The sequence below is a fragment of the Actinomycetota bacterium genome (genome assembly GCA_040754375.1).
Taxonomy (GTDB): domain Bacteria; phylum Actinomycetota; class Acidimicrobiia; order Acidimicrobiales; family AC-14; genus JBFMCT01.
The window spans coordinates 1-12,951 of sequence record JBFMCT010000017.1; the positions used below are offsets into that span (position 1 = coordinate 1).

Here is a 12,951-nt window from a genome sequence, read left to right on the forward strand (position 1 = left end):
CGGCCAGGCCGGCCGTCCTGCCCGAGGACGTGATCGGCTTTGCCAGCCGGCTGGCACTGGCCGTGGGGGCCGAGGGTCTGCGGGCCGACCTCGTGCTGTGCCGGGCGGCGGCCGCTCTCGCCGGTTGGGAGGGCCGGGCGGTGGCAACCGTCGCCGACGTGGAACGGGTTGCCCCCCTGGCCCTGGCCCATCGCCGCCGCCGCCGCCCGTTCGACCCCCCCACCCTGTCGCCCGACGAGCTCCGGGCCGCCCTCGCCGCGGCCCATGCGGTCGCGTCCTCACCAGGGGCGGGCCCGGCCTCGGAGGCAAGCGACCACGCCGACCCGTCGGCCGACAGCCCGCAGCGACCCGGGCGCAGTGACACCGAAGGCCAGCCCGGCCGGTCCGGTGAACACTCGCCGCAGTCCGTGGCCGGCGACGGCGGGGCCCCGTCGACCGCGCCGCTCCCCGGCGCGCCGGGGGCTTCCCAGGGCCAGCCCGGTGGGTCGACCGGCTCGGGGGGGGAGGCGGACCACGACACCCAGAGCTGGCCGGGCAACGGCCGGCCCGGCAACGGCCGTTCGCTCGCCGCCGGCTTGGCGGGGAACGAGCAGGCCAGGTCCGCCGCCCCCGCAGGCCCCGCGCGCAGGTCCGCCGACGATGGTGCCGAGACGTGGTCCGACCTGGCCGGTGGGGCACTGGGCGCGGCGGCCGAGCCGGTAGTGGTACCGGTGGCCGGCCCGCGGCCCGCTGCGCCCGTCACCGGTCCGGGCGTCACCGGGCCGGTGGTGGGGGCTCGGGTACCGGGGCCGGGCGGCCCGTCGTCGGTGGCCGTTATGGCGTCGGTGCGGGCGAAGGTGGCACGGGGTGGCACCGGCGGGGGACTGGAGCCGGGCGACCTGCGGGAGCCTGTCCGCCGACGAGCGGCCACCCGAACGGTCGTGCTGGCCGTCGACACCAGCGGCTCGATGGGCAGCGCCCGGCGGGTAGAGGCGGCCGCCGGTGCTGTGCTCGGGCTGTTGGCCGACGCCTACCGAAGCCGCCACCGGGTCGCCCTGGTGGCTTTCGGTGGCCGCGGCGCCGAGGTCGTCCTGCGGCCCACGGCCAGCGTGGAGGTGGCGCGGGCCAGGCTGGCCGACATGGCCACCGGCGGCCCGACCCCCCTGGCCGAGGGGATCGATGCCGCCTTGGAGACCGCTCTGCGGGCGGCCGAGGCAGGCGACAATCCCACGATCGTGCTGCTCACCGACGGCCGGGCCACGGCCGGGCCGGGCGCCTTCGACCGGGCGCTGGTGGCCGCGTCGGCCGTGGCCGCCGCTGGGATGGGGGCACTCGTCCTCGACGCCGAGGATGGCCCCGCCCCCCTGGGGCTGGCGCCCCGGGTGGCGGCCGCCCTGGGCGGGCCCTGCGTGGCCCTGTCCGAGGTGTCGGCCTTGGCCGTTGAGGGCGCGGTGCGTGCTGCCCTCGGGGTCGGGGGCCGGCCGTGAACGGGCTGCTGCTCGTGGGCCACGGCTCGAAGTCGCCCACCGCCGCGGCCGAGACGGCGGCCATCGGGCGGATGATCTCCCGCGCCCTACCCGGGGACGCGGTGGAGGTCGGGTTCCTGGAGATGACCGACCCGCCAGCCGCCGCGGTCCTCGGGTCCCTGGTGGAGCGGGGATGCCGACGGGTGACCGTCCTGCCTCTGATGCTGCTCGGAGCGGGTCACGCCAAGAGCGACGTCCCTGCCCTGGTCCTGGCCGCTCGGGAGCGCTACCGCGACCTCGACTATCCGATCGAGATCGTCTTGGGCGCCCCGCTGGGGGTCACCCGCGACCTGGTGGCCACCCTGGGCGACCGGGTGAACCGGTCGGGTGCGGGCGGGCTACCGCTGCTGCTGGTGGCCCGGGGCACGTCGGACCCCGACGCCAACGGCGACGCCGCCAAGGTGTCCCGCCTGGTGGCCGAGTGGACGGGTGCCCCGTTCGCACACGCCGCGTTCACGGGTGTGACCGGGCCCCGGGTGCCCGACGGGCTCGACGTGTTCGACCGGCTCGGCCATCGGCGGATGGCGGTGGCCTTCTGGTTCCTGTGCCACGGCCTGCTGATCGACCGGGCCCGGGCCGAGATCGACGAGTTCACTTCCCGTACCGGCGTCGAGGTGATCGACGCCGGCTACATCGGCCCGGTGCCCAGCCTCGTCCCGGTCGTCCTCGACCGCTATCGGGAGGCCCTGGCCGCCCGCCCGGCTCACAACTGCGATCTGTGCGCCTACCGCGCCCCCTGGCCCGGCCGGGAGGACCGCGTCGGCCAGCCCGCCGGGACCGGCCACTCCCACCTGGCCGCCACCCACGGTACGGACCACACCCACGACCACGGCCTCCGCCCATGAGGCGGGGGCTGTCGTCCGTGGCCATCGGTTCCTAGTAGCCGCTGGCCGCAGCCGGCCGGTCAGTTGGAGACCACGGCCTGGATCTCGCGGGCCGAGAAGCCGTCGATCCTCCCGGTGGTGGTGCCTTCGGGCAGAGGGCCGCCACGGTCGCCCAGTTGCCAGGTCGCTGTCCACCTCTGGGTGACGACGACGTCGTAGCTCCCGGACCACTGGTAGTCGTGCTTGATCGTGCCGTGCGGCCACGGCTGTCCCTCGGTGCTGTGGGGACCGGTGAGCTCGCCGTCGCCCCAGTCGACGTAGTAGCGCCCCGACGCCTCGATCCTGAGCTCACCCAGCGGCGTCGCCTCGGTGTGTACGAACCATCCCTCGGTTTCCAGTCAGCGCCCCCGTCGTCCTCCACACCGCCGGGAACCCCATTGACGTAAATCACCAAGCCATTCCGACAAATGTACGACGCGTTATCCGCCCTCAGCGTGCAGTCTGCCGTCTCGGTGCTGGTGGGTTGGGAACTGCCTTGTTGTTGTTGAGACGGCGGCTCCCTGGACTTGCAGGAGGGCGAACAGAAGCGATGCTAGAAGGAAGCGCATGGATTCGGTTCTGGGGGCTTCGGGACCGTGTCTCCCCCACCAAGCTGGAACCTCGCACCGTTGTACTCGTATGCCCACCCGGTAGCGTTCTGGTTGGGAGCTGAGCCTTGGTCGAGCCGTCTTAGGGCTACCCACTGGGTTCGAAACCGTGGGTTCTCGCTCATAGATACCGCTGAGGCGTCTCTGTATACCCTGGCGAAAGCGCAGGTAGTTGAAGACGACAGGATCTCGACAACCGTCGTATGCTTGTTGCCAGGAGTGGGGTAAAGCCCAACAAAACCAGCGCGCAGGTCGTACTGAAGCACATCGAGTGCTCCCTGGAAGGAAACGTCACTGAGATGTAAGGCGCGAAGGCGAGCGACATCTTCCGGTGCGAGGCTCCGCGATGACATTGTGCTGCGGAGTATGTCGCCTTCGGCTTGGTCGAACCACGCGAGGACGCGGTTCAGGTAGGCGATGTCGATAATGTCCGGCACGGCATATGGGTTGGTGGTTGTGGTGGTGGCCGGCGCGGTGGGGACAGTTGCCGACGGGAGGTCGGCGGGCGCCTCACCGGTACACGAGGTCAGCACTGCCAGGCACACGGCCGCCACGCCACCAAGCCTTGCCCGCCTCCGCACGCCTCGTAGTAGATCTCAGCTTTCCAAACGCGGCAAGGGGCACTTCTCCCGGCTGCGGTTCGCCAGTCCACGGAGGCACCCTCGGCTGGCGGCGGGGTGGTGCCGGGCGAGCAGGCCCTCACGTGGCTGTGTGACTCCGAGGTGGCCGCCTGGTCATGGGGGCCAAAGCGCGCCGCTGGAGCTGGGCCGCTCGGTGCGCACCGTCTCGTCCGGCCAGCGCCGGGTGGTACACGTCCGCGACGGCGGATAGCCCGTGCCCCTGTGCGACCGCCCGCCGGGCTGGTGCGGCGCCCACCATGTGCGATGGTGGGACAAGGGGGGCGCCACCGCCATCACCACCGGCGGGTACACGCGGGAGCGCTGGAGATCAGGATGATCGGCGGTCTGCCGCGCGTGTTCTTGGCCGACGGCACCGAGGTGCGACATCCTCGTGGTGCCAAGGCCCGTGGGCCGGGGGTGGTCGCAGATGCCGCCTGACGCCCGCTTGCCCGGGGCCCGAGGGCCTGGTGTCGGCTCGCCCGCTACTCGACGTGGGTGAAGCCGAACCGGCCTTTGATGCACAGGTGGCCGTGGCTGACCTCGTGGTCGGCGGGGGAGCCGGCCTTGACGATGCGGCCGTCTTGCACGGTGAGGTCGAGGTTGCAGCCGACCCCGCAGTAGGGGCACACGGTGCGCACCGTCTGCTGGCGGTCGGGGGCCCACTCGCCCGCCTCCCGCAGGCCGTGCTCGGTGCTGGGCATGAGGGCGCCGGTCGGGCAGACGCCGATGCAGTTGCCGCAGTAGACGCACGCCGACTCCGGCAGCTCGACGTCGGCCTCGGTGGCGATGTGGGCTCCGAAGCCCCGGCCGGCGACGGCGATTGCGAACGTGTTCTGGGCGTCGGTCCCACATGCTTCGACGCACTTGTAGCAGAGGATGCACTTCGAGTAGTCACGCACGTAGAGCTCGTTGTCGACCTTGACGGGCTGGGCCACCGTGGCCGAGCCCGGGCCGAACCGCCCGGAGTCGACCCCGTACTCGCCCATCCATCGCCTCACCTCGTCGGCCACCAGCGACAAGTCGACCGACGATGCCAGGAGCTCGAGGACGAGCCGGCGGCTGAGCCGCACCCGCTCGGAGCCGGTCGTCACCGCCATGTCGGGTTCGACCGGCCGGGAGCAGGCCGGGACCAGCGCTCGCGAGCCCTCGACCTCGACCACGCACAGCCGGCACACGTTCACCGGGGTGAGGTTGGGTGCCCAGCACAGCGTCGGCGTCTCGACCCCGGCGGCCTCGCACGCCCGCAGCACGGTCGAGCCCTCGGGCACCCTCACCCGCCGGTCGTCGACGGTCAGCTCGACCAAGCGGCGCACCGGGCCGACGGGCTGGGGCTCAGCCGGCATCGAGGAGACCGTTGGCCAGCGCCGACTGGAGGGCCGACGGAGCCGTCTGGCCCAGGCCGCATATGGACGCGTCCCGCATGACCGCGGCCAGGTCGTCGAGCAGGGCCCGCTCGCTGGTGTATTCGGCCGCACCCGCACCCGCGGCCAAGCGAGCCAGGGACTCCTCCTGGCGCACGGTCCCCACCCGGCACGGGACGCACTGGCCGCACGACTCGTCCCGGAAGAAGGCGGTGATGCGGCGCACGGCGTCGCCGAGGTCGTCGCCCTCCCCGAAGGCCATGACCACGCCCGAGCCCAGCGCGGCCCCCGCGGCCCGCGCCCCAGCTGGGGTCAGGGCGAAGGCCGTCTGGTCGGCCCGCACGAACGTGCCCGCGGCCCCGCCCACAAGTACGGCCCGTAGCGAGGCGGCCCCGGCCCGCCCCAGCAGGCCGGCGAGGGTGACGTCGTGACCCAGTTCGTAGAGACCGGGCCGGGCCACCCGGCCCGAGACGCTGAACAGCCGGGTCTCGGTGGCCGCGAACACGGGCCCGCCCTCGGCCAGCACCCGCACGACGTTGGCCAGCGTCTCGATGTTGTTCACCACCGTCGGCTTGCCGAACAGCCCGACTTCGGTCGGGTAGGGGGGCTTGTTGCGGGGCTCGCCCCGGCGCCCCTCGATCGAGTTGATCAGGGCCGTCTCCTCACCGCAGATGTAGGCCCCGCCGCCCCGGCGCACCTCGAAGTCGAAGTCGAAGCCCGCGCCCATCACGTCGGCGCCCAGCAGGCCCGCCCCGCGGGCCTCGGCCGCAGCCCGCTCCAGCGCACCAGCAGCCTCGCCGTACTCGCCCCGAACGTAGGCGTACCCCCGCTGGCAGCCGGTGGCGAAGGCGGCCACGGTCATGGCCTCGACCACCGCGAAGGGGTCGCGCTCCATGAGCACCCGGTCCTTGAACGTACCCGGTTCGGACTCGTCCCCGTTGGCCACGAGGTAGTGGGGCCGGACCGGGGCGGCGGCCACCGCCTGCCACTTCAGGCCGGTCGGGAAACCCGCGCCGCCCCGGCCCGACAGCCCCGACGCCGTTACCTCGGCCACAGTCCCCGCCGGCCCGAGCTCGACGGCCCGGGCGAGGGCCCGGTAACCCCCGGCCTCCCGGTAGACGTCGAGCGACATTGCGCCCCCACCCGCCACCCGGGCCAGCAGGTGCGCCCCACCGGGGGCGTAAACGGCCGTGGCCCCCCGCCCGCCCTCGCCCGAAGGGCCCACCACCGGCTCCGCCGCCGCGCCCGACGCGTCACTTGTCAGGGTGGCGGCCGCGGCAGGGGCGAAGACGGAGTCGGGGCGGGTGCCGGTGTGCTGGACGAAGGCGGCCGAGGGGCGGTCGCAGCGGCCCAGGCACGGGCTGGGCCGCCACGGGGTGCCGGCCCGGTCGAGGGCGGCGGCCACCTCGGCGGCCCCGGCCAGCCGGCAGGCCAGGTCCTCGCACAGGTGGACGGTGGCCGGCGGGCCCGGTTCGGTCGAGATCAGGGCGTAGAACGTGGCCACGCCCCACACGTCGGCCGGCGGTACCGACAGCCGGCGGCCCAGCTCGTTCACCGCTCCCGGGCTGACCCAGCCCACGGCTTTCTGCACGGCCAGCAGGGCGGGTAGCAGCAGGTGACGGCGCCCGTCCACGCCGCCCACGCCGTCCATGGCGCCCCCGCCGGGGCCCGCGGGGCCGGCGACCGAGGCCACGGCTTCGCGCTCGGCCGGGGTGGCCTCGGCCCGGTTGAAGTGGAGGTCCATATCAGGCCACCGGCTCGATGCGCACGGCGGTGGCCTTGAACTCGGCGGTGCCCGACTTCGGGTCCCAGGCGTCGTTGGTGAGCAGGTTGGTGTCGACCTGGTCGGCGAAGTGCAGGGTGAGAAATGCGAGGCCGGCCCGCAGGGTCGGGTCGTAGGTCACCGGGGCGGTCACCGACCCTCGCCGCGAGGTGACCACCACCGTCGACCCGTCGGCCACTCCGAACCGGGCGCCGTCGGCGGCCGAGATGCACAGGGTTTCGGGACGCCGCAGGGGGGAGGCGATGGAACCGCTCTGCACGCCCGTGTTGTAGGAGTCGAGGCGCCGGCCGGTGGTCAGGCGTACCGGGTACTCATCGGTCAGCTCGTCAGCCGGCGGCACCCACGCCACCGTGCTGAACGGGGCACGCGGCCCGGTGAGAGGACGGTCCCACAGCCGGCCGTGCAGGAACGGACTGCCGGGGTGGGACTCGTCGGGGCACGGCCACTGGATCCCGCCCAACTCCTCGAGGCGCCGGTAGCTCATCCCGGCATGCATGGGCGACAGCGAGCGCACCTCGTCCCACACCGCCTCGGCCGAGGGCCGGCCCCAGTCGTGGCCCAGCCGGCCGGCCAGGGCAGCCACGATCTCGAGGTCGGGCCGGGCCGCCCCCGGCGGCGCCACCGCCTTGCCCATGAGCTGCACCCGCCGTTCACTGCTGGTCACCGTCCCCTCGGCCTCGCACCAGTCGGCGGCCGCCGGCAGCACGACGTGGGCCAGCTCGGCCGTGCGGGTGAGGAACAGGTCCTGCACCACCAGGTGGTCGAGGCCGGCCAGGGCGGCCCGGGCCCGGGCCACGTCGGCCTCCGAGCCGGCGGGGTTCTCCCCGATGACGTAGAGGGCCCGCAGCTCGCCCCGGGCCATGGCCTCGAACATCAGGCTCAGGTGCAGGCCGGGCCGCGACCGCAAGGCCCGGCCCCAGGCGGCCTCGAACGGGGCCCGGACGGCGTCCACCGTGAGGTCGGCGAAGCCGGGCAGCCGGTTGGGGATGGCCCCCATGTCGCCCCCGCCCTGGACGTTGTTCTGGCCCCGCAGGGGGTTGAGCCCCGAGCCCTCTCGTCCCACGTGGCCGGTGAGCAGGGCCAGGTTGATGAGGGCGAGCACGTTGTCGACGGCGTTGTGGTGCTCGGTGATGCCCAAGGTCCAGCACAGTTGCGCTCTCGGAGCGGCCGCGTAGGCCCGGGCCACCTCGGCGATGTCGGCGGCCGCCACCCCGGTGACCCGTTCGGCGGCGTCGAGCGTCCAGGGCCCCACTGCCTCCCGGTAGGCGGCGAACCCGGTCGTGGCCTCGGCCACGAACTCCTCGTCGACCAGGCCGGCCGTGATGATCTCCCGGCCCATGGCGTGGGCCAGGGCGATGTCGGCCCCCACGTCGACCCCCAACCACCGCTCGGCCCACTGGGCCGAGGGCGTGCGCCGGGGGTCGACCACGAACAGGCGCGCCCCCCGCCGCACGGCCGCCAGCACGTGGTGGAAGAAGATCGGGTGGGTCTCGCGGGCGTTCGACCCCCACAACACGACGACTTCGGCCGTCTCGACCTCGCGGTAGGAGCTGGTCCCTCCGCCGGCCCCGAACACCGTCGCCAGACCGACGACCGAGGGGGCGTGTCAGGTGCGGTTGCAGCTGTCGACGTTGTTGGTGCCGATCACCACCCGGGCGAACTTCTGGGCCAGGTAGTTGGTCTCGTTGGACGCCTTGGAACAGCTGAACAGCCCGAAGGCGTCCGGTCCCCGGTCCTCGACCACCCGGGCGAACCCGGCGGCCGCCCGGTCGAGGGCCTCGTCCCACGACGCCTCCCGCAGCCCGCCCCCGTCCCGCACCAGCGGCGTCGTCAGCCGGGGGAGCCTTGTCTTCCTACTGCCCATGGTCGTGACCTCCTCCGGGCCCATTCTGGCCTGTGGCGGCGCGTCACGATCTGATGAACTGGGCGGGGATGGGCCCCGCCAGGGGCGCGGACGCGCCAGGATGGTCGCGTGGGCGACCTGCTCGACGGCTACGAGGCTGAACCCAGTTGGGACGAGATGTTCGAACCCGCGGGAGTGGCGCGCCCGCCCTACTCCGCCCTCTACGACGCCCTGCGCACGTTCTCGGCCGAGGACTTCGCGGGCCGGTGTGTCAGCCGTGACCGGGCGTTCCGCGACCAGGGCATCACGTTCTCGTTCTCGGGGGAGGAGCGCCCCTTCCCCCTCGACCTCGTCCCCCGGGTGCTGTCGTCCGAGGAATGGGCGCTGGTCGAGGCGGGCGTGCGCCAGCGGGTGCGGGCGCTGGAGCTCTTCCTCCAGGACGTGTACGGCCGGGGCAGGATCCTCGAGGCGGGAGTCGTGCCTCGGGCGCTGGTCACGACCTCCAAGCACTTCCACCGGGCGGCGGCCGGCTTCGACCCGGCCAACGGCGTGCGGGTGCAGGTCGCGGGCATCGACTTGGCCCGCGACGGCGAAGGCCGGTTCTGCGTCCTGGAGGACAACCTGCGCACCCCCTCGGGCGTGTCCTATGTGATCGAGAACCGCCGGGCCATGGCCCACGTGTTCCCCGAACTGTTCGCCAGCCACCGGGTGAGGCCGGTGGACGGTTACCCGGCCCAGTTGCTGGCCGCGCTACGAGCGGCCGCCCCGGTGGGCGTGCCTGACCCCCGGGTGGTGGTCCTCACGCCCGGCGTGTTCAACTCGGCTTACTTCGAGCACACGTTCCTGGCCCGCCACATGGGGGTGGAGCTGGTGGAGGGCCGCGACCTCATCTGCCGCCAGAACGTCGTCTACCTGCGCAGCACCGACGGCGAGCAGCGGGTCGACGTGATCTACCGGCGGGTGGACGACGATTTCCTCGACCCGCTCCACTTCCGGCCCGACTCGATGGTCGGCTGTGCCGGGGTCCTCAACGCGGCCCGGGCCGGCAACGTGACCATCGCCAACGCCGTGGGCAACGGGGTGGCCGACGACAAGCTGGTCTACACCTATGTCCCGGCCATCATCGACTTCTACCTGGGCGAGAAGCCGCTGCTGCCCAATGTGACCACCTACCGCCTCGACGAGCCCGACCAGCTCGAGCACGTGCTGGGCCGCCTCGACCAACTGGTGGTCAAACCGGTCGACGGGTCGGGCGGTCACGGCATCGTCATCGGCCCCCAGGCCAGCGACCATCAACTGGCCCGCGCCCGCGAGAACGTGGTGGCCAATCCCCGGGGCTGGATCGCCCAGGAGGTCGTCCACCTCTCGACGTCACCCACCCACATCGGGGACCGGCTGCGTCCCCGCCACATCGACCTGCGCCCCTTCGCCATCAACGACGGGGAGAACGTATGGGTGGCGCCCGGTGGCCTGACCCGGGTGGCCCTGCCCGAGGGCAGTTTGGTCGTGAACTCCAGCCAGGGCGGCGGCTCCAAGGACACCTGGGTCCTGGCCGGGGTACGAGGCCTGCCCGGAGCGGACGGTGCCTCGCCGATGTCCTCGCCGATGTCCTCGCCGGTGTCCTCGCCGATGTCCTCGCCGGTGTCGGCCGCGGACGGCCCGGGGACATCGCCGCGGCCCGACCCCGGCCCGGGGGCGGCCCTGGGCGCCCAGCAGCAGCAACAGCAGCAGCAGGGCTCCAACCGGGGGGCACCCGGGTGTTGAGCCGCATCGCCGAGTCGCTCTACTGGGTGGGCCGCTACGTGGAACGGGCCGAGGACACGGCCCGCATCCTCGACGTGACCGTGCTCCACCTGCTGGAGGACCCGTCGGTCAGCGAGGAGGCCGCCTGCCGCACTCTGCTGGGCGTCATGGGCGTGCCCGACCCGGGCGGGCCCCTCGATTGCCAGCGGGTCATCGAGGTGCTGGCCTTCGACCGCGAGAGCAGTTCGTCGATCGTGGGCTCGCTGGTGGCCGCCCGCCAGTGCGCCCGGGGCATGCGCGAGGTGCTCTCGTCGGAGATGTGGGAGTGCCTGAACGCCACCTACAACGCCCTGCCCGCCCAGGTGGAGCGGGCCCGGCGGGTGGGCCCCCACCCGTTCTTCCAGCACGTCAAGGAGCGGGCCGTGGTGTTCGCGGGCCTGGCCGACGCCACCTTGAGCCGCGACGAGGGCTGGCGCTTTCTGGTCCTGGGCCGCAGCCTCGAACGCCTCGACATGACCACCCGCCTGCTTCTGGCCCAGTTCAGCCAGGCCGCGGGGCCGCCCGAGTGGGTGACGACGCTGCGGTGCTGCTCGGCTTACGAGGCCTACCTGCGCACCTACCGGCGGGGCGTCGAGCCCGCCCTGGTGGCCGAGTTCCTCCTGCTCGACCGGCTGTTCCCCCGGTCGGCCTTCCACGCCCTGGCCCTGGCCGAGGAGTGCCTGGCCGAGCTGGAGCCCGCCTCCAGCCGCACCGGTCTCGACGACGAAGCCCGGCGCATACTGGGCCGGGCCCGGGTGGAGCTCGAGTTCCGGCGGGTGGAGGAGTTGCTGGCCGACCTGGCGGCCCACCTCCATGCCCTCCAGTCCGCCTGCGCGGCCGCCAGCGACGCCGTCAGCCGCCGCTTCTTCCGCCTCGGTGCCCCCCTCGAGTGGAGCCTCGAAGCCACCGGTACGACGCCGTGACCTGGCGGCTGCGGATCGAGCACCACACCGGCTTCAACTACGGGGCCCCGGTGGTGGCGTCCTACAACGAGGCCCGGATCATGCCCTTGTCCACCCCCGAGCAACTGGTCATCGAGGCCGAGGTGACGATCACCCCGCCGGCCAGCGTGTTCCGCTACTGGGACTACTGGGGCACGCTCGTCTACTCCTTCGACATCCATGCCGGTCACACCGAGCTGGAGGTGTGCGGACGGTCCCAGGTCGAGACGTCGGCCCCCCGCACTGGCGGCGAGGGCACCCGCTGGGACGACCTACGGTCCCCGGCCACCAGGGACGGGTTCGCCGAGTACCTGGCCCCCACGTCCTACGTCCCCCTGGCCGGCCGCGAGATCGCGGAGGCGGCCCGGGAACTGGCAGCCGGCCGCTCGCCGGCCGACGCCTGCCGGGCCACGTCAGCCTGGGCCCGGGACCGCCTGCGCTACGAGCAGGGCACGACCACCGTCTCGACCACCGCCCTCGACGCCTTGGCCCACGGCAGCGGGGTGTGCCAGGACTTCGCCCACGTCCACCTGGCCCTGCTGCGGTCCATGGGGGTGCCGGCCCGCTACGTCTCCGGTTACCTGCACCCCCACGAGGACGCCCCCGTGGGCCAGCCGGTCGAGGGCGAGAGCCACGCCTGGGTGGAGGCGTGGCTGGGCGACTGGATGCCGTTCGACCCCACCAACGGCCTGCCGGTGGGCGAGCGCCACGTGGTCATCGGCCGCGCTCGCGACTACGCAGACGTGTCCCCGCTCAAGGGCGTGTACCACGGCGGGCCGGCCGAGGCCCTGGCCGTCACCGTCACCCTGACCCGCCTGGCCTGACGAAGGCCGTATCGTTCACGGGTGGTGAACCTGACCGCGCCGGTCTACCGGCTCTACGAACGCCGACTGCTGGCCTCGTTGGCGCCGGTGCGCCGGCCCGGCCACATCGGGATCATCCTCGACGGCCACCGGCGGTTCGCCCGCTCGGCCGGGTTGGCTGACTACACGGCCAGTTACCGCACCGGGATGGAGAAGTTCCGGGAGTTCCTGGGGTGGTGCCACGAGCTCGACGTGCCGGCGGTGACGGCCTGGGTGCTCTCGACGGAGAACCTCGACCGTCCCGCCGAGGAGCTGGGCCCCTACCTCGACGTGCTCATCGGCCTTTTCGAACGCCTGCCTGCGGACGCCGCCCGCCTGGGTTTCTCGGTGCGGGTGATCGGGAGCCTCGACATGCTGCCTGGGCCCCTCCTGCGGGCCGCCAAGGAGGCCCAGGCGGCCGCCCCCGAGGGTTCGTGGCAGCTCACCATCGCCCTGGGTTACGGCGGTCGCCAGGAGGTGGTGGACGCCTGCCGCTCGCTGGTGGCCGACCTGGTGGCCGAGGGGACGGCCCCCGAGGAGCTGGCGGCCCGCATAGACGAAGCCGGCGTTTCCGCCCACCTCTACAACGCCGACCTACCCGACCCCGACCTGGTCATCCGTACCAGCGGCGAGGCCCGACTGTCGGGCTTCCTGCTGTGGCAGGCGGCCTACGCCGAGTACGTGTTCGTCGACCCCTTCTGGCCCGCCTTCCGCCGGGTCGACTTCCTGCGCGCCCTGCGTGACTACGCCCGGCGCGAGCGCCGCTTCGGCCTATGACCGTCGACCGGTGACCGGCCCGGGCG

General features: G+C 73.2%; 10 protein-coding genes. 7 read left to right on the plus strand and 3 right to left on the minus strand.

The features are described from left to right. From AB1673_09025 to AB1673_09035, 3 genes are all read left to right on the plus strand, one after another. On the plus strand, positions 1 to 1,466 hold a 1,466-nt coding region (locus tag AB1673_09025), incomplete at its 5' end, for a VWA domain-containing protein (GenBank protein ID MEW6154111.1). Beyond that, positions 1,463 to 2,350, plus strand: a complete 888-nt coding sequence (locus tag AB1673_09030) for a sirohydrochlorin chelatase (GenBank protein MEW6154112.1) — start codon at positions 1,463 to 1,465, stop codon at positions 2,348 to 2,350. The genes AB1673_09025 and AB1673_09030, both read left to right, overlap by 4 nt. 1,510 nt (positions 2,351 to 3,860) lie before the next feature. Next, positions 3,861 to 4,034, plus strand: coding sequence for a hypothetical protein (locus tag AB1673_09035; protein MEW6154113.1), 174 nt, complete (start codon positions 3,861 to 3,863; stop codon positions 4,032 to 4,034). A gap of 44 nt (positions 4,035 to 4,078) precedes the next feature. Here AB1673_09035 and AB1673_09040 read toward each other — a convergent pair whose 3' ends face one another. Genes AB1673_09040 through AB1673_09050 form a run of 3 tightly spaced genes read right to left on the minus strand, consistent with a single transcriptional unit; the run spans position 4,079 to position 8,628 of the window. After that, positions 4,079 to 4,939, minus strand: a complete 861-nt coding sequence (locus AB1673_09040; GenBank protein ID MEW6154114.1) for a 2Fe-2S iron-sulfur cluster-binding protein — start codon at positions 4,937 to 4,939, stop codon at positions 4,079 to 4,081. Next, complete coding sequence (locus AB1673_09045) at positions 4,929 to 6,701, minus strand: NADH-ubiquinone oxidoreductase-F iron-sulfur binding region domain-containing protein (GenBank protein ID MEW6154115.1); 1,773 nt, start codon at positions 6,699 to 6,701, stop codon at positions 4,929 to 4,931. The genes AB1673_09040 and AB1673_09045 overlap by 11 nt, the downstream gene beginning before the upstream one ends. 1 nt (position 6,702) lies before the next feature. After that, positions 6,703 to 8,628 carry a molybdopterin-dependent oxidoreductase gene (locus AB1673_09050; protein ID MEW6154116.1) on the minus strand — a complete coding sequence of 642 codons (1,926 nt, stop codon included), beginning with the start codon at positions 8,626 to 8,628 and terminating at the stop codon, positions 6,703 to 6,705. 84 nt (positions 8,629 to 8,712) lie between these two features. Between AB1673_09050 and AB1673_09055 the strand changes: the two genes are divergently transcribed. The 4 genes from AB1673_09055 to uppS are packed head-to-tail and all read left to right on the plus strand — an operon-like array spanning position 8,713 to position 12,925. Continuing rightward, positions 8,713 to 10,347 carry a circularly permuted type 2 ATP-grasp protein gene (locus tag AB1673_09055; GenBank protein ID MEW6154117.1) on the plus strand — a complete coding sequence of 545 codons (1,635 nt, stop codon included), beginning with the start codon at positions 8,713 to 8,715 and terminating at the stop codon, positions 10,345 to 10,347. Further along, positions 10,341 to 11,288 carry an alpha-E domain-containing protein gene (locus AB1673_09060; GenBank protein ID MEW6154118.1) on the plus strand — a complete coding sequence of 316 codons (948 nt, stop codon included), beginning with the start codon at positions 10,341 to 10,343 and terminating at the stop codon, positions 11,286 to 11,288. Before AB1673_09055 ends, AB1673_09060 begins: the two co-directional genes overlap by 7 nt. Further along, the gene (locus AB1673_09065) at positions 11,285 to 12,130 is read left to right on the plus strand and encodes a transglutaminase family protein (GenBank protein ID MEW6154119.1); all 846 of its coding nucleotides are present in this window, start codon (positions 11,285 to 11,287) and stop codon (positions 12,128 to 12,130) included. Before AB1673_09060 ends, AB1673_09065 begins: the two co-directional genes overlap by 4 nt. A 24-nt stretch (positions 12,131 to 12,154) precedes the next feature. Further along, on the plus strand, positions 12,155 to 12,925 hold the full coding sequence (gene uppS, locus AB1673_09070) for a polyprenyl diphosphate synthase (GenBank protein ID MEW6154120.1): 771 nt from the start codon (positions 12,155 to 12,157) through the stop codon (positions 12,923 to 12,925). Positions 12,926 to 12,951: the final 26 nt, after the last annotated feature.

What these genes read in the sequence shown, in the direction of transcription:
- AB1673_09040 (MEW6154114.1), bottom strand. Translation starts at nt 4,939, where the DNA reads ATGCCGGCTGAGCCCCAGCCCGTCGGCCCGGTGCGCCGCTTGGTCGAG.
- AB1673_09045 (MEW6154115.1), bottom strand. Translation starts at nt 6,701, where the DNA reads ATGGACCTCCACTTCAACCGGGCCGAGGCCACCCCGGCCGAGCGCGAA.
- AB1673_09035 (MEW6154113.1), top strand. Translation starts at nt 3,861, where the DNA reads ATGGTGGGACAAGGGGGGCGCCACCGCCATCACCACCGGCGGGTACAC.